The 15,544-nt window shown below is 66.2% G+C and carries 15 protein-coding genes; 6 read left to right on the top strand and 9 right to left on the bottom strand.

Annotated elements, in window-relative coordinates; translation table 11 throughout:
- The first annotated feature begins 40 nt into the window (after window positions 1-40).
- The 3 genes from H9654_RS01805 to H9654_RS01795 are packed head-to-tail and all read left to right on the top strand — an operon-like array spanning window position 41 to window position 2,791.
- Window positions 41-1,189: an SPFH domain-containing protein gene (locus tag H9654_RS01805; RefSeq protein WP_191768537.1), complete on the top strand. Its 1,149-nt coding sequence runs from the start codon at window positions 41-43 to the stop codon at window positions 1,187-1,189.
- Window positions 1,190-1,208: 19 nt separating this feature from the next.
- Entirely contained in the window at window positions 1,209-2,522 is a 1,314-nt protein-coding gene (locus H9654_RS01800) for a TFIIB-type zinc ribbon-containing protein (protein WP_191768535.1), read from the top strand.
- Window positions 2,519-2,791: a hypothetical protein gene (locus tag H9654_RS01795; RefSeq protein WP_191768533.1), complete on the top strand. Its 273-nt coding sequence runs from the start codon at window positions 2,519-2,521 to the stop codon at window positions 2,789-2,791. The genes H9654_RS01800 and H9654_RS01795 overlap by 4 nt, the downstream gene beginning before the upstream one ends.
- A gap of 4 nt (window positions 2,792-2,795) precedes the next feature.
- Here H9654_RS01795 and H9654_RS01790 read toward each other — a convergent pair whose 3' ends face one another.
- Window positions 2,796-3,374 carry a hypothetical protein gene (locus H9654_RS01790; RefSeq protein ID WP_191768531.1) on the bottom strand — a complete coding sequence of 193 codons (579 nt, stop codon included), beginning with the start codon at window positions 3,372-3,374 and terminating at the stop codon, window positions 2,796-2,798.
- 123 nt (window positions 3,375-3,497) lie between these two features.
- On the opposite strand from H9654_RS01790, the gene H9654_RS01785 reads away from it, so the two are divergent.
- Window positions 3,498-4,805: an FG-GAP repeat domain-containing protein gene (locus H9654_RS01785; protein ID WP_191768529.1), complete on the top strand. Its 1,308-nt coding sequence runs from the start codon at window positions 3,498-3,500 to the stop codon at window positions 4,803-4,805.
- 30 nt (window positions 4,806-4,835) lie between these two features.
- Here the strand turns inward: H9654_RS01785 and H9654_RS01780 are convergent, their stop codons facing one another.
- The 3 genes from H9654_RS01780 to H9654_RS01770 form a co-directional block, all read right to left on the bottom strand.
- Window positions 4,836-5,732 (bottom strand): aspartyl protease family protein, encoded by an 897-nt coding sequence (locus H9654_RS01780; RefSeq protein WP_191768527.1) that lies wholly within the window; start codon window positions 5,730-5,732, stop codon window positions 4,836-4,838.
- 162 nt (window positions 5,733-5,894) lie between these two features.
- Window positions 5,895-6,893, bottom strand: coding sequence for a glycoside hydrolase family 43 protein (locus H9654_RS01775; protein ID WP_191768525.1), 999 nt, complete (start codon window positions 6,891-6,893; stop codon window positions 5,895-5,897).
- A 60-nt stretch (window positions 6,894-6,953) separates the two neighbouring features.
- Window positions 6,954-7,229, bottom strand: a complete 276-nt coding sequence (locus tag H9654_RS01770; RefSeq protein ID WP_191768523.1) for a DUF2845 domain-containing protein — start codon at window positions 7,227-7,229, stop codon at window positions 6,954-6,956.
- Between the two features lie 207 nt (window positions 7,230-7,436).
- Between H9654_RS01770 and H9654_RS01765 the strand changes: the two genes are divergently transcribed.
- Window positions 7,437-10,214 carry a PAS domain-containing hybrid sensor histidine kinase/response regulator gene (locus H9654_RS01765; protein WP_225211791.1) on the top strand — a complete coding sequence of 926 codons (2,778 nt, stop codon included), beginning with the start codon at window positions 7,437-7,439 and terminating at the stop codon, window positions 10,212-10,214.
- Between the two features lie 43 nt (window positions 10,215-10,257).
- Here the strand turns inward: H9654_RS01765 and H9654_RS01760 are convergent, their stop codons facing one another.
- The 4 genes from H9654_RS01760 to H9654_RS01745 all read right to left on the bottom strand — a co-directional run bounded on the left by H9654_RS01760 (window position 10,258) and on the right by H9654_RS01745 (window position 12,948).
- Entirely contained in the window at window positions 10,258-11,607 is a 1,350-nt protein-coding gene (locus H9654_RS01760) for a PQQ-dependent sugar dehydrogenase (RefSeq protein ID WP_191768521.1), read from the bottom strand.
- Window positions 11,604-12,020 carry a DUF2231 domain-containing protein gene (locus H9654_RS01755; RefSeq protein ID WP_191768519.1) on the bottom strand — a complete coding sequence of 139 codons (417 nt, stop codon included), beginning with the start codon at window positions 12,018-12,020 and terminating at the stop codon, window positions 11,604-11,606. Before H9654_RS01755 ends, H9654_RS01760 begins: the two co-directional genes overlap by 4 nt.
- 110 nt (window positions 12,021-12,130) lie before the next feature.
- Window positions 12,131-12,559 carry a response regulator gene (locus H9654_RS01750; RefSeq protein ID WP_223181677.1) on the bottom strand — a complete coding sequence of 143 codons (429 nt, stop codon included), beginning with the start codon at window positions 12,557-12,559 and terminating at the stop codon, window positions 12,131-12,133.
- Between the two features lie 56 nt (window positions 12,560-12,615).
- Window positions 12,616-12,948 (bottom strand): hypothetical protein, encoded by a 333-nt coding sequence (locus H9654_RS01745; RefSeq protein WP_191768517.1) that lies wholly within the window; start codon window positions 12,946-12,948, stop codon window positions 12,616-12,618.
- An 84-nt stretch (window positions 12,949-13,032) separates the two neighbouring features.
- Between H9654_RS01745 and H9654_RS01740 the strand changes: the two genes are divergently transcribed.
- The gene (locus H9654_RS01740; RefSeq protein WP_318241105.1) at window positions 13,033-13,320 is read left to right on the top strand and encodes a DUF378 domain-containing protein; all 288 of its coding nucleotides are present in this window, start codon (window positions 13,033-13,035) and stop codon (window positions 13,318-13,320) included.
- 49 nt (window positions 13,321-13,369) lie between these two features.
- On the opposite strand, the gene glgX is transcribed toward H9654_RS01740, so the two are convergent.
- On the bottom strand, window positions 13,370-15,499 hold the full coding sequence (gene glgX / locus H9654_RS01735) for a glycogen debranching protein GlgX (RefSeq protein WP_191768515.1): 2,130 nt from the start codon (window positions 15,497-15,499) through the stop codon (window positions 13,370-13,372).
- Window positions 15,500-15,544: the final 45 nt, after the last annotated feature.

Genomic DNA, 15,544 nt, shown 5'->3' with positions numbered 1-15,544 from the left:
GACGGGCGTGGTGCCTGTCCACGAACAACAGGGAATTGTCATGGGTCTTCGACAGGCGGTGGCAGGTGCGGTGGGCGGTGTTCTGGCCGACCAGTGGAAGGACTTCTACACGGTGCCGAACGGCCTGCCCTCCACCGCAGCGCTGTTTGCCGCGGCGCCGCGTGGCACCAATGCCGGGCGCGGTTCCAACACCGGCGCGTCGAACCACATCATCAGCAACGGCTCGAAGATCGTCGTGCCCGAAGGCTATGGCCTGCTGCTGCTGCAGGACGGCGCGGTCACCGCCTTCGTCGCCGAGCCGGGCGGCTACATCTGGGAATCGGATGACATCAACTCGCAGTCGATCTTCGCCGGCGACGGCCTGGTCAGTTCGCTGATCCGGCAGAGCTGGGAACGCTTCAAGTTCGGCGGCCAGCCGGGATCGCAGCAGGCAGCCTTCTTCGTGTCGTTGAAGGAACTGCCGGACAACCGCTTCGGCACCCAGTCGGAAATCTACTGGGATGACGGCTTCCTCGGCACCCAGGTCGGCGCGGTGACCCGCGGTTCGTACACGCTGAAGATCGTGGATCCGATCCTGTTCGTGAAGAATTTCGTTCCGGCAAGCTACCTGCAGCCCGGCCAGGTTTTCGACTTCACCGACCTGGACAATGCGGCAGCCAGCCAGTTGTTCAACGAGGTGGTCGGCTCGCTGGCGCCGGCCTTCAGCCTGTATACCAACGATCCAGGCAAGGGCAACCGCATCAGCAGGCTGCAGCAGGATTCACTCGGCTTCGCGCAGAGCCTGTCCAGCGCGGTCGAGCAGGGTTACCAGTGGAAGTCCGATCGTGGCCTGGCCATCGTCAAGACCGCGATCGTTTCCATCGAGTACGACGCCAACACCCGTGAGCTGCTGAAGACCGTGCAGCGCGCCGATGCGTTGGCCGGTGCACGCGGCAATTCCAACCTGCAGGCCAGCGTGGCGCAGGGTATCCAGTCCGCCGGCGAAAGCGGCGGTGCCGCCGGGCTGGTGGGCGTCGGCATGGCCTCGGGGATGTTCGGCGCCGGCAGCCTGCAGCAGCCGGTCGCGCCCGCCGCCGCGGCTGCCGATGACACGGTGACCCAGCTGAAGAAGGCGAAGGAACTGCTCGATCTCGGCCTGATCACCCAGGATGACTACGACAAGCTGAAAGCCAAGGCGCTGGGGCTGTAAGACGCCAGGCGACGCCACGATGACCAACCCCAGAAAGCCGCCGCCCCTGCCCGGGGCGGTTTCCCCTGCCGGCCCGGGATCGCCGCAGGACATGCCGCCGCTGCCCGGCAGTTTCGGGGTGGACCCTTCCACCCTGCCCCCGCCGATCCGTGACGAACTGCTGGCGCCGGATCCCATCGCCCTGGACACGTCTGCTGCGGAGCTGAAGGACGGACTTAATCGCTGCCCGAAATGTGGATCCAGCGATATCCGCCACGCGCTCGGCACCGATGTGCTGGTCTGCCAGTACTGCCGCAACGAATGGCACGGCGACCGGATCGAGGAGGCCTTCGGGCTGGGCACGGGCATCGAGGAGCTGCGTGGCGATGTGATCGCCTCCGGCGCGCGGAACATCGACGCCGGTGCGGCCAGCCTGATGAGCTTCAAATGCAACGGCTGCGGCGCGGAAGTCACGATCAATACCGAAAGCAGCATGACCGCGCGCTGTCACTGGTGCCGTCACGTGTTCGGGGTCAACGAACAGGTGGCCAACGGTGCCGTGCCCGACGCGGTGCTGCCGTTCAAGGTCAGCAAGACCGATGCGGTGGCGCGCATCCGCCAGTTCGTGGACAAGCGGCGCTTCTTCGCGCTGAAGGCCTTCAAGACCGAGTTCACGCCGGAGAACGTCATCGGCGTGTACCTGCCGTACATGGTGGTGGACAGCAGCGCCAGCGCCAGCGTGGTGGGCAACGGCGAGATCGAGACGCGGCGTTATACCCGCGGCACCGAGAAGAACAAAAAAACGTATTACGACGCGGATGTCTACCAGGTGGAGCGCCAGCTCGATTTCACCGTCGACGACCTCCCGCTGGAGTCTTCGGCCCGGCGTGGACGGCTGGACATACAGACCAATACCAACAACATCATCAACACCATCCTGCCCTTCGACACCAAGAATGCGCTGAAGTGGAACGCGTCCTACCTGGTGGGGTATTCATCGGAAAAGCGGGACGTGGACATCGAACAGCTGCGACCGCGGCTGGAGGACCAGCTGCTGTCGATCGCCCGCTCCAGGCTGGAGCAGTCGGTGCGGCGCTACGACCGCGGCGTGCGTTGGGACATGGAAAAAGTCGAGGTGCATGGGTCGCGCTGGGTGTCAATGTATGTGCCGGTCTGGCTGTATTCGTACCGCCAGCGTGGCAAGGGCATGCTGCACTACATCGCGGTGAATGGGCGCACGGGTGAAACCATGGGCAGCGTGCCGGTACAGCACTGGAAGCTGCTGCTGGCGGCGCTGGGCGTAGGCACGATCGTCGAGGGTGCAGTCCTCTGGTTCCTGGGAATGACGCTATGAGCAGTGATGGGGGTGGATTGGTGGCGCTGCTTGCGCTGGGTCCGGCCAGCGCGACGGCGCTGTACTGGACGCTTTTCCGTTACTACCGCAACACGGACAAGTCCCATGCATTCGAGCGCGAGACGGCCGTGGCGACCAAGGCGGTGACCGGCAACGACCGCAGGCTGCATACGGTGACCGGCACCGAGCAGAAACGCATCGCCGGAGACAACGTGCAGGACCACCGGAAACGGGTGAAGAAGATGCCGCCGGACGCCGGACCGGCGTGACCCGTCACGCCGTCGAGTCGTCTGCCGCGTGGCCGGGCGCGATGTCCACGCCGTAGGTCTTGAGGTAATGCGCGCGGTGGCCCAGTACGTAGGGGTGCAGCTCGTGGAAGCACTCGTTGCCGCCATCGTCGGGCACCCCGTACGCCGCCAGCAGCGGGTCGCGCAGGGCCGGCGCGATGAACCGCGAGACGTAGGCACCGGGGGCATCGGGCGCGAAGGTGTCCGTCCACGCCTGCTGCACCTGTTCGGCGGGGGCATGGAACATCGCGATGACACTGCCATCGACCTCCGAGCGCCGCGCCAGCAGGTAACCGTCGGCCGGCACCCGGGCTGGCTTGAAGGTGCCGAGCGTGTAGATGTAACGCGTCAGTTCGATCTCACCCTTCAGCTGCGGAAACAGCCGGTACAGATCAAACAACATGTGGCGCGTCAGGGTCCGGGGCTCGGGACCCTTGATCTTCAGCAGCTTCTCCACGCGATCCCAGATCGGGAAGGTGCGCGGGGCGGCGACCAGCGTGATCTCGCGGCGCTCCAGCCGGCCGACCTTGAACAGTTCCTGCAGTACCAGATGCATGTCAGACATTGAAATACGTTCCGTTGGCCAAGGCCGCGTGCGGGCATGATAGTGGCATGCCGGGGCAGTTTTGCAGAAGCGCCCGTTTTGCGGTTAGGTTCAAGGCTGGTTCCTGCACCCGGAGCGCCCCCGATGCCGACACGGTTTTCGATTCCCCTGCTGGCCACCAGCCTGGCGGTGCTGGCCGACGCGCACGCCACCGCCCAGCGCGCAGGGCCGCGCGACCCGGTCACGGACGCCTTCGAGGTGATCAACGAGGCCCCCTCTTCGGTGTTCGTGGATGCCACCACGACCCATGTACCGACCGCGCCCAGCCTGCATTCCACTGACTCGGTATTCGTCGACGTCAACGGCGATGGGCACCGCGACGTGGTGGTCTCGGTGGAACACGGCGTCAACCGGCTCTACCTCAACGATGGAACCGGAAAGCTGCGCTACGTTCCGGATGCGTTCGGCCGCACGATGCGTGACAACGAACATGTACGCACTGCGGATTTCAACGGCGATGGCCACGCCGATATGGTGTTCATCAGCGAATCCGAGGAGGTGCACCAGTTGTTCCTCGGCGATGGCAAGGGCGGCTTCACCGATGCCAGTGAGCGCCTGCCAGCCGGCAGCCAGGGCAACGGGCTGGCAGTGGGCGATGTGGATGGCGATGGGCGCGCTGACATCTTCATCGGCAGCACCGGCGAGACCGGCCATGGCGCCGGGGCGCCTGCGCGGGCGTCGCGCAGTCTTCTTTTCCTCAACGACCCCAAACGACCCGGCCATTTCATCGATGCCAGCGCGACCCATCTGCCGCAGGGCGACGCGCAGACAGAAGGCGTGGCATTGGCCGACATCGATGGCGACGGCGACCTTGACGTGGTGCTGGCCAGCCCGGCGCACCCCAATCGCCTGCTGATCAACGATGGCCGCGGACGCGGACGCTTCAGCGACCAGTCGCATCGGCTGGAACTGAAGGTGCCGATGGAAACCCGCGAAGTGCACGTGGCCGACCTCACCGGTGATGGCCGCCCGGACATCGTGTTCTTCAACATCACCAGCAACAACGCCGCCTGGGACAAGGATCCGCAGACGCGCCTGCTGGTCAACGATGGCAATGGCCGCTTCCGCGATGAGACTGCCGAGCGCCTTCCCGCGCACACGTTTTCCAGCTGGGCCGGGACCGTGGTCGACTTCAACCACGATGGCCACCTGGACCTGCTGGTCGGCGCGATCCAGGTGCCTGGGTTCGTGCCGTTGCAACTACGTGCGTGGCAGAACGATGGCAAGGGCCACTTCCGGGATGTCACGCTTGCCGTCGTACCGGGCATCACCGTGGGGCGCAGCTGGAGCATGGGCCAGGGCGACCTGGACGGCGACGGCAGGCCGGATGTGCTGACAGGTGGCTGGGGGACGCAGGCGCGGCTGCTGCTGAGCGGTGGCGCAGACGGATGAAGGCCGCGGGTGGCCTCCGCCACGGCGCGCTTACCGGCAGATGGCCACCGCCCTGGCCCGCTGGTCGATCAGCACAACGGCCTGCTGCAGGGCATGTGCGCCAATCAGCAGCTCGGGATACTTCGCCGACACGCGCACCTCCACATCGGCGAGGCGCAGCTGGCCGATCTCGATCGGCCCCTGCACGGTGGCCCGCTGCGCCTCGACCTGGCTGTTGGTCAACCGCGAGCGGCCGGCTGCTTCCAGGGGTCTTGCGGAAACGGTGTCATACAGCACCCGTGGCAGCACGAAGCTGACATTGGCGCCGGTATCGAGCTGGCCCAGCACCTGCTCCCTGCCGATCCGTACCGGCACGCGGAAGGCCTGCTCATAACGCAGTACATTCGGGCCTTGGGTGGGAAGCTGCTGGGTGCGGCTGAAGGACAGCATGCGCCGTGGATAGTCGATGACCAGCAGGCCGTCACCGAAGAAACCACGACCCAGTATCCCCATGAACGCCGCCTCCGGTGCGTTGTGTGCGTTGTAGTCGCGTGTGATGACCTCCACGTCGCGCCGGACCACCGCGCCCAAGGCAAGCGAGTCGATCCGGACCGTCTGCACGCTCGCGCTGGACACGCCATCGGAGGTGGTGGCCTGGCCGTGCAGGAGCAGGTCGAGCGTGGTAGCCAGGCGGGAGTCGGCGCGGCCGATGCCGCTTGCCCCGGTATCGACGGCGAAGCGGAATGGTCCGCGCCCGTTGACCTGGACCTGGAGATAGATGCGGCCGTCGACGATGTCGAAGGGAACCTGCAGGTCTGGCGCGCGCAGGGGCCGGGACGCCAGCGCGCACGCGTCATCGGCCGGTTCACTGGCGTCGGCCGCCAGCGCGCCGCTGGACAGCAGGGAACAGGCAAACACGAAGCAAAGCAGTGGGGCTCGGAGTGGCATCGAACATTCCTTGTCGTGTCGGGTAGGTCGTACACCGGCAGACTGCACGCGGCGCCCCGGCCACTCCAGTGGCATCCGACGAAACCACCCAGCACGCGATGGACCGCACTGGAGCGCCGACCAAGCGCGGCAGCACGTCCACCGTGCGCGGGACAACCGCGGTCAGCGCGCGTCCAGCCGCTCGGCCGGCACGCCCTCCATCGTCATCCGGACCGGCAGGATCAGTCCCTTTTCATCGAAGTACATCCGGTCGATCGCGGTGGCGCGGTGATGGCGGCTGGTCTCTCCCAGCGGGCGACGGTGGTAGACGATGTACCAGTTGTCCGAGCCCGGCGCGTGGATCACCGAATGGTGGCCGGCGCTGGTGGCGATGGTGGGATCCTGCTGCAGGATCTTGCCGATCCGCTTGAACGGTCCGGTCGGCTTGTCGGCGATGGCGTAAGCCACCGAGTACTCCGGCTCGCCCCAGCCGCCCTCGGACCACATGTAGTAGTAGCGGCCGCCGCGCTTGAACATCAGCGAGCCCTCCACGTATTCCGGTGCGGGGGTGATCTCCTTGTACAGCGTGCCATCCTCGTGCGGCTGCACGCCGGTGAAGTCATCCTTCAGGCGCACGATGTTGGCGTGCTTCCAGCCGCCGTAGATCATGTACCAGGCGCCGTCATCGTCCTCGAACACGAACTGGTCGATCGGCTGGGCACCATTATGGAAGGTGCCGATCAGCGGCTTGCCCAGCAGGTCGCGGTAAGGACCCTCAGGCCGGTCGGCCACCGCCACGCCGATGCCACCAAGCTCCTGGTCGCTCTTGATGTCGTTGGCGGAAAAGAAGAAGTAATAGCGGCCATCGCGTTCCAGGACGGAGGGCGCCCACAGCGCCTCCCTGGCCCACGGAATCGCGTCGGTGGTGAGTACGTTGCGATGCCGGGTCCACTGCACCAGGTCGGGCGAGGAGAATGCATCGAATCCTGTCTGCTCGGCATACGGCGCTGAGCTGGTCGGGAAGATCCAGTAAGTGTTGCCGAACACCGCCGCTTCCGGGTCGGCATACCAGCCCGGCAGGATGGGGTTGCCGGATGTCGCCGATGCAGCCGGAGCGGCCGCTGCAGTGAACACTGCGGTAGCCACCAGCGCGGCGCCCACTATTGCCCTCATCTTTGCCATGCCCTGCCCTCCCAAGGTGGTTTCGACCGAGTTTAGATCGATTCAGGGCGTGCTGGCCAATCAGTTGTAGAGCTCGTTGACCTCGGTCACCCTGCCATCGCGGAAAATGATCTGGACGGTCTTCTGCGCCTTGTAGTATTCCCAGCGCTCGCCCACGTTGCCGCTGTAGTCGGTTTCCAGCTGGATCACCCGGTCCGGCTTGCCTGCCACCTGGGTCACCTTGCCTGCCCCGTCGCCGGTACTCACCAGCTTGTTGCCGAACCGGGCACTGCCGCCTGCCATCGCCGAACCCGCCGCGGCCAGGCACAGCACCAGCATCATCGTTTTCGCGCTCATTCCGATCTCCTTGACGTTGTGGATGCTTCCGCGCCGCCACTGTGCCACACGTCAAAGGGGACCCGCAGGCCGCAGGCGGCGCTGGCGTGAAGGCGCTGCGCCGGTGACATCCTGATCAGCTTCAGCAAGCCACGTTCCCAGCGCTGGGCGGCGGCGATAATCTATGCGGCCAACCACGTCATCCCCGCGCCCCGCCGTGAGAACACCTTGAACCTTGAAGACGGAAATTCGAACCGGGTGGCGCGTGACGCCGAACGGGTCAAACTGGCGCTCGCCGCCGGGGCGATCGTGGGCACCTGGTTCTGGGATGTCGCGCACGACAGACTCGCCGTGGATGATGCCCTCGCCCGGGCCTTCGGCCTGGATCCGGCGCTGGCACGCAGCGAGCTGCGCCTGGACCAGGTGGTGGCCGCCGTGCACGCTGATGACCGGGACGGCCTGCAGCAGGCAATCTCCGAGGCGGTTGGCCGCGGCGGGCGCTATGTCCACCAGTTCCGGACGCGCGGCGCGGACGGACAGTACCGTTGGCTGGAGGCGGCCGGCCGTGTCGACCTGGATGCGCACGGTCGCGCGATCGACTTCCCCGGCGTGCTGATCGATATCGAGGAGCGGCGCCGGCTTGAAGCCGAACGTGACCAGGCGCAGACCCTGCTGCGTTCCTTCGTCGAGGCCGCCCCCGGCGTGGTCTACGCCAAGGACCGCCAAGGCCGTATCCTGATGGGCAACCGTGGCACCACCGAACTGATCGGCATGCCGCCGGAGCACTATGTCGGGCGCACCGATGCCGAGCTGCTGGGCGATCCCGGGCAGGCGGCAGCGGTGATGGCCACCGACGAGCGCGTGATGGCCAGCGGCCGCAGTGAACAGGTCGAAGAAGAAATCAGTTTCCCCGATGGCCGCCGTGCGTTCTGGCTGTCGACCAAGGCGCCATTGCGCGATGGTGAAGGCGCCGTGGTCGGCCTGGTCGGTACCTCGCTGGACATCACCGACCGCAAGGCCGCCGAAGCCCAGCACCGCGAAATCGAGGAGCGCTACCGGCTCGCGGCCCGGGCCACCAATGATGCGATCTGGGACTGGCGGATGGCCGATGGCCACGTCATCTGGAACGAGGCGTTGAGTACGCTGTTCGGGCATGCGGTCACTGCCACCAGCGCGCAATGGTGGCTGGACCACATCCATCCCGACGACCGTGGCCGGGTGGATGCAGCCATCCACGCGGTGATCGACAGCAGCAGCTCGGCCTGGTCGGGCGAGTACCGCTTCCGCCGTGCCGATGGCAGTTATGCGGCCGTGCTGGATCGCGGTACGGTGCTGCGCGGTCCCTCCGGCGAGCCGCATCGGATGATCGGCGCGATGCTCGACCTGACCACGCGCAAGGCCGCCGAGGCGGCCCTGGCCGAGAGCGAAGAGCGCCTGCGCTCGGCGACCGAAGCCGGGGACATGGGATTCTGGGACGTGGACCTGGTCAACAACGTGCTGATCTGGCCGCCACGCACCAAGGCCATGTTCGGCATCTCCGGGCAGGTCGAGGTGTCCCTGCAGGACTTCTACGACGGCCTGCATCCTGATGACCGGCAGGCGACCACCGCCGCCTTTGCCGCCGCCGCCGACCCGGCCGTGCGCGCGCTCTACGACGTGGAATACCGCACGGTGGGCCGGGAGGACGGCGTGCTGCGCTGGGTGGCCGCCAAAGGCCGCGGGCTGTTCGAAGGGGACCGCTGCCTGCGCGTACTGGGGGTGGCCATCGATGTCACCGAGCGCAGGCTGGCCGAGGCCCGCCTGAAAGAGCTGAACGAGCATCTGGAAGCCCGCGTGCTGGAGGAGGTACAGGAGCGCACGCGCGCCGAGGACGCGCTGCGGCAGAGCCAGAAAATGGAGGCCGTGGGCCAGCTGACCGGCGGCATCGCACATGACTTCAACAACATGCTGGCCACGGTCATCGGGCCGCTTGACCTGCTGGCGGCACGCCTGGGCGACCAGGATCCGCGTGCCAAGCGCTACATCGACATGGCGATCGATGGCGCGCGCCGGGCCGCGCAGCTGACCCAGCGGCTGCTCTCGTTCTCCCGCCAACAGCCGCTGCAGCCGGTTCCGGTGGATGCCAACCGGCTGGTGGCGGGCATGTCGGACCTGCTGGTGCATTCGCTGGGCAGCAGCGTGCGCCTGCAGACGGTGCTGGCCGCCGACCTGTGGTCGACCTTCGCCGACGCCAACCAGCTGGAGAACGTGATCCTCAATCTTGCGGTGAATGCGCGCGATGCCATGCCCGGAGGCGGCCGGCTCACGGTGGAAACGGCCAACTGCGCGCAGCAATGCGCCGAAGCCGGCGGCGTCCCCGTCGGCGACTACGTGCTGATCTCCGTCGCCGACAACGGCAGCGGCATGCCACCAGAGGTGATGGCCAAGGCCTTCGAGCCGTTCTTCACGACCAAGAAGGTCGGTCAGGGGACCGGACTGGGGCTTTCCCAGGTGTACGGCTTCGTCAAGCAGTCCTGCGGCCACGTGCGCATCGATTCGCGCGTCGGCCAGGGCACCACCGTGATGCTCTACCTGCCGCGCCTGATGGCGGTGCTCGATGCGCCGCCCGCCACTGCGGAGGATGCCCCGGTGGCGTCGTCCGGGGGGCAGGAGCTGGTGCTGGTGGTGGAAGATGAGCCGGGCGTGCGCCAGTTCTCCATCGACGCGCTGACCGAACTGGGCTATCCGGTGCTGGCCGCGGACGGCGCCGCCGCCGCGCTCAAGCTGCTCGATGCGCACCCGGCGATCGCACTGTTGTTCACCGATGTGGTGATGCCGGAAGTCAACGGCCGCGAACTGGCCGACGAGGCACTCAGGCGCCGACCGGAGCTGAAAGTGCTCTTCGCGACCGGCTACAGCCGGAACGCGCTCGTTCAGGACGGCGTGCTGGATCCCAGCGTGCAGCTGATCGGCAAACCGTTCAGCGTGGACGAGCTGGCCACGCGCGTACGCGCGGCGCTGGGTTGAGCGCCGTCCGCGCCGGGGATCACCCGGCACGGACGTAGCTGGCTTACGGGGTGACCGGTGCCGGCGGTGACGCCGCCGGTGCAGCCGGGGCAGCAACCGTATCCGGCGTCACCCGCCAGATCGTGTTGGCCAGGTCATCGGCAACGATCAACGCACCGCGGGGATCCACGGTCACGCCCACCGGGCGGCCACGGGTCAGCCCATCTTCGCCGTGGAAGCCGGAGACGAAGTCGATCGGTTCACCGGCCGGGCGGCCGTCACGGAACGGCACGAAGACCACCTTGTAGCCCACGGGCGGATTGCGGTTCCAGCTGCCGTGCTCGCCGACGAACACGCCATCGGCGAATTTGGCGCCCATGGTCGGGCCGGAGAACGAGACGCCCAGCGCAGCCACGTGCGAGCCCAACGCGTAATCCGGCGCGATGGCACTGGCCACTTTCGCCGGATCCTGCGGCATCACACGATCATCCACGTTCTTGCCCCAATAGCTGTACGGCCAGCCGTAGAACGCGCCTTCTTTCACCGAGGTCAGGTAGTCCGGCACCAGATTCGGCCCGATCTCATCGCGTTCGTTGACGACCGCCCACAGCGCGCCTGTACCCGGCTGGATCGCCAGCGCGGTGGGATTGCGCAGGCCGGTGGCGAAGGTCTTGTGGGCGCCGGTCGCAGCGTCGATCTGCCACACCACCGCGCGGTCCACTTCGGCGGCCATGCCGCGTTCGGTGATGTTGCTGTTGGAGCCGATGCCCACGTACAGATGGCGGCCATCGGCGCTCGCGGTCAGTGACTTGGTCCAGTGGTGGTTGATCGCCGAAGGCAGCGCGGTGACCGTCACCGGCGCCGCACTGGCGCGGGTCTGCCCTTCGACATAGTCGAACCGTACCAGCGCATCCTGGTTGGCGACGTACAGCACGTTGCCGATCATCGCCAGGCCATACGGGGCATTGAGCTTGTCGGCGAAGACGGTCTTCATTTCATACACACCGTCCCCATCGGCATCGCGCAGCAGCGTCAGACGGTTGCCACTCTTCACCGCCGTGTTGCCCTTGGCCTTGATCTTGCCGGCGATGACATCCTTCGGCTTCAGCTTCGGTGCGTTGCCGCCCCGCCCTTCCGCCACCAGGATGTCACCGTTGGGCAGCACCAGGGTCTGGCGCGGAATGCCCAGATCGCTGGCGATGGCCGAAATACGGTAACCGGCCGGCACGGTCGGGACGCTGTCGCCCCACGCGGTCGGCTTGGCGATGGTCATGTCCGGCATCAGGTCGCGCTTGGGCGCGGGCATCTCCGGGGTGGCACCGTACTGGTCCACCTGCGGGGCCTTGTTGCTGCAGGCGGCGAGCGCGGCAGCCAGCACCGAGACCGAGAGAATCGTGATCACTTGGCGGCTCATCGGACACCTCCCGCGCGCAGGGTGGACAGGCCGATCCAGGTCGCCACCAGCGCCAACAGCGTACCTACCAGCGACATCACCAGGCCGGCCGGCATCACCGCCCAGGCGTCACGCGCATGGTGCAGCGAATTGAAGAAACCCAGTACCCAGGTCACCGCCAGCACCACCACGTAAGCCAGTCCGTGACGATGCCGGGCCAGGCCGACAACGCCGCACAGCAGGGCGAGCGTGGTCATCACCATGGCGCCGATCAGCAGCCACGCAGCAAAATTGCTCCACTGGATCTCATGACTGCTCCAGTAGGCGTAGTCCGCCAGCAGCGTTCCGAGGAAAAGCGGAAGCACGCCACCGAGCACGGCGGCATGCACGGGATGTATCGCCCGCACGGGATGAAGGAAGGGGCTGGACGCCATGGCTGTGTGCTCCTGGGAGACGGTGAAAGACGGCCGACAGGTTGCCATCGCCGCCTGCTAGAGCGTGTGACGCCGCACGGCTGCCCACGCTTCTCCCACTGCCTGGTAACTCATGAAGCGCTTCGCAGACTCTCAGCGAGGTAACCCTTCAGTTCGTCCAGTTCATAAGGCTTGCCCAGGAACGGCACGTCACGGTGCGCCACCGGCACTACCCCGCGGTAAACCGCGGACAGGAAGAAGAACGGAATTCCGCGCGCCTTCAAGCGATCGGCGACGGAGAACACCAGCCCGTCGCGAAGCTCGACATCGAGTACAGCCGCATCAAACGCTTCTTCGTCGAGCGAATGCAGCGCATCTGACAAGGAATAGGCCTGCTCGACCTGGTATCCCTCCCCCACCAGGATGGTCTGCAGCAGCGTGGACAGCTCAAGCTCGTCTTCGACCACCAGGATCCTGGGTGCTGCGCCGTTCTCGGTGCGGGTGCGGGTGTCGGGGCGGTTCATGGCATCGGCAACACATCTCATGCGCACAGTGTCCATCAGCCCTCTGTGCGGCGGTGTGATGGACGCGCAAGGAATTCTTCACGGTGGCGCGCTCAAGCGACTTCGGCAATCGGCCCTGGCGCTGCCATTGCGGTGCCCGCGTGGGAGGCGGAGAATCGCGCCAGCTCACGGTTGGATACCGCCTGGCTTGCCGAGCATCCCGGGCAGGTCAGCACGCGCGCACCGGTGACCGTCGACATGCCATGGCCGTCGCGTGCCGAGAAAGCGCGGTCGCAGCGCTGGCAGCAGGCATCGATGCGGTACAGGTGGACGATCCGCAGCGAGGTCGGCTCCTGCAGGCAGGAGACATCACGGATATCGAACGACCCGGTATTGGGTCGCACGAAGGTGCCCCAGCTCTTGCGCCAATAGGAAGTGGGGACCATGCGGAGTGTCTGCCAGGACGAAGGGATGGACAGAGCATAGGCAGCCCGGCGTGCAGTGCGGGTGCAGGCCCGGGTTGAGGGGGCGTGAAGCGCGCGATCACGGTGCTCGCACGGAACGCGCGCCACCATGCCGATACCAACGAGTCAACCAGGGGCAATGCAGTGCGAGCGTTCAACATCGCGACGATGATCATGGTGCTGTTCGGTGCCATCTGCCTGGGCCTGCAGGGCCAGTTCCAGATCGACCTGATCGGGCTCGCCTGCGGTATCGACAGTCCGTGGCCGCGTGCGGTCTACGCGTTGATCGGGCTTTCCGGACTGTGGCAGGCGATCTGGCTGGCCACGCACAAGCCCACCGCGCAGCTGGTGTGATCGCCCCTGCGGCAAGGGGGCGTTGTACGCCCCCTTGCCCGTCCTGCCGTCAACTACGGCATTCGAACACGGTGACGCTGCGCGGCGGGGCAAGGAATTCGGTTGAGCCCTTGGGCACCGACTCGCGATCCAGCGCTTCATCGGTGGACGCCATCAGCTTCCAGTGCAGCGGCGTCTGCGCGTCATCGGGCAGCTTGAAGGACACCCCTTCGTGCCATGCGTTGATGAGGATCAACAAGGTGGCATCGTTGGCATGCTCGCGCACCCCGGAATGCTGCGCCTTGCCCTCCAGCACCAGGCCCACCGATCGCGCGCCGGCATCGCTCCAGTCAGGCTCCTGCATCTCCGCCCCGCTCGGATTGAGCCAGGTCAGGTCCTTGACCCCGGCTTCTTCGCTGTAGCGCCCGTTGAGGTAGCGGCCACGGGTCAGGATCGGGTAGCGGCGGCGCAGTGCCGTCAGTTCGCGCACGAACTCCGCCAGCCGTCCTTCGCTCGGGTCCCGCTGCCAGTCGATCCATGCGGTTTCGTTGTCCTGGCAATACGTATTGTTGTTGCCGCCCTGGGTCTGCGCACGTTCATCGCCGGCCAGCAGCATCGGCGTGCCCTGCGCCAGCAGCAGCGTGGCCAGCAGGTTCTTCATCTGCCGCTCGCGCAGTGCGTTGATCGCCGCGTCATCGGTCTCGCCTTCAGCGCCGTGATTGCATGAACCATCATGGTTGGACCCGTCCTGGTTGCCTTCGCCATTGGCACTGTTGTGCTTTTCGTTGTAGCTGACCAGGTCATGCAGGGTGAAGCCATCGTGGGCGGTGATGAAGTTGACCGATGACCACGGGCGACGACCACGGCGATCGAACAGGTCCGCCGATCCGGTGAAGCGCGTGGCGAACTCGGCCAGCATGCCCTCGTCACCCTTCCAGAAGCTTCGCGCGTTGTCGCGGAATTTGTCGTTCCATTCTGCCCACCCCGGCGGGAAACGCCCGACCTGGTAACCGCCCGGCCCGCAATCCCACGGTTCGGCGATCAGCTTGACCTGCGACAGCAGCGGATCCTGCCCGCAGGCGTCCAGGAACCCGCCGCGCTGGTCGAACCCACTCGGTTCCCGGCCCAGGATGGTCGCCAGGTCGAAGCGGAAGCCATCAACGTGCATGTCCTGTGCCCAGTAGCGCAGCGAATCGGTGACGAACCGCATCGCCTGCATGTTGCTCAGGTTGAACGTGTTGCCGGTGCCGGTGTCGTTGATGTAATAGCGCTTGTCGTCGGCAAGCCGGTAGTAGGTTGCGTTGTCGATGCCCTTGAAGGACAGCGTCGGACCCAGCTGGTTGCCTTCGGCGGTGTGGTTGTACACCACGTCCAGTACCACTTCCAGGCCCTTGCGGTGCATCGCCTTGACCATGTCACGGAACTCGTCGCGGTGTCCGCTGGCCAGGTAGCGGCTCTTCAGCGCGAAGAAGGCCAGCGTGTTGTAGCCCCAGTAATTGCGCAGGCCTTTCTCCAGCAGGTGGCTGTCATCCAGGTAGGCCTGTACCGGCAGCAGTTCCACCGCGGTGACCCCCAGCCCCTTGATGTAATCCAGCACCGCCTCGTGTGCCAGGCCGGCACAGGTGCCCCGCGCTGCTTCGGCGACCTCGGGATGGCGCATCGTGTAGCCGCGCACATGCGTTTCGTAGACCAGGGTCTGGTTCCAGGCAGTCAACAGGCGCTGGTCATCTTCCCAGTCATAGTCGTCGTGCACCACCACGGCCTTGGGCATGAACGGCGCACTGTCGCGCTCGTCGAAACTGAGATCCGCATCGGGGTGACCGATGGTGTAGCCATACAGCTCATCGCTCCAGGTGAGGTCGCCTTCGATCTCCCGCGCATACGGATCAAGCAGCAGCTTGTGGTGGTTGAATCGATGGCCTTCGGCAGGCGCGTACGGGCCATGCACGCGATAGCCGTAACGCTGGCCCGGCTTGACGTCCGGCAGGTAGCCGTGCCAGACCTCGTTGGTGTATTCGGGGAGCTCGATCCGTTCTTCGTTGCCGGCGTCGTCGAACAGGCACAGATCGACCCGGGTGGCGTGCGCGCTGAACAGCGCGAAGTTGGTGCCATTGCCGTCGAAGGTGGCGCCCTGGGGGAACGGTCGGCCTTCACGGACGCGCGAGGGGGTGGCATAACGGGCGTGTACGGTATCGCGCATGGTCTGCTCGCTGGGCAGGCGGCGGAAGTGCGGCCTGGGACGCGC

The organism is Stenotrophomonas lacuserhaii, assembly GCF_014836545.1.
Classification (GTDB): Bacteria; Pseudomonadota; Gammaproteobacteria; order Xanthomonadales; family Xanthomonadaceae; genus Stenotrophomonas; species Stenotrophomonas lacuserhaii.
Note: the sequence above shows the minus strand (reverse complement) of the source record. Positions and strands in the feature narration are given on the sequence as shown.

Coding starts and splice junctions, on each gene's coding strand:
- H9654_RS01805 (WP_191768537.1), top strand. CDS start 41: ATGGGTCTTCGACAGGCGGTGGCAGGTGCGGTGGGCGGTGTTCTGGCC.
- H9654_RS01800 (WP_191768535.1), top strand. CDS start 1,209: ATGACCAACCCCAGAAAGCCGCCGCCCCTGCCCGGGGCGGTTTCCCCT.
- H9654_RS01795 (WP_191768533.1), top strand. CDS start 2,519: ATGAGCAGTGATGGGGGTGGATTGGTGGCGCTGCTTGCGCTGGGTCCG.
- H9654_RS01790 (WP_191768531.1), bottom strand. CDS start 3,374: ATGTCTGACATGCATCTGGTACTGCAGGAACTGTTCAAGGTCGGCCGG.
- H9654_RS01785 (WP_191768529.1), top strand. CDS start 3,498: ATGCCGACACGGTTTTCGATTCCCCTGCTGGCCACCAGCCTGGCGGTG.
- H9654_RS01780 (WP_191768527.1), bottom strand. CDS start 5,732: ATGCCACTCCGAGCCCCACTGCTTTGCTTCGTGTTTGCCTGTTCCCTG.
- H9654_RS01775 (WP_191768525.1), bottom strand. CDS start 6,893: ATGGCAAAGATGAGGGCAATAGTGGGCGCCGCGCTGGTGGCTACCGCA.
- H9654_RS01770 (WP_191768523.1), bottom strand. CDS start 7,229: ATGAGCGCGAAAACGATGATGCTGGTGCTGTGCCTGGCCGCGGCGGGT.
- H9654_RS01760 (WP_191768521.1), bottom strand. CDS start 11,607: ATGAGCCGCCAAGTGATCACGATTCTCTCGGTCTCGGTGCTGGCTGCC.
- H9654_RS01755 (WP_191768519.1), bottom strand. CDS start 12,020: ATGGCGTCCAGCCCCTTCCTTCATCCCGTGCGGGCGATACATCCCGTG.
- H9654_RS01750 (WP_223181677.1), bottom strand. CDS start 12,559: ATGGACACTGTGCGCATGAGATGTGTTGCCGATGCCATGAACCGCCCC.
- H9654_RS01745 (WP_191768517.1), bottom strand. CDS start 12,948: ATGGTCCCCACTTCCTATTGGCGCAAGAGCTGGGGCACCTTCGTGCGA.
- glgX (WP_191768515.1), bottom strand. CDS start 15,499: ATGCGCGATACCGTACACGCCCGTTATGCCACCCCCTCGCGCGTCCGT.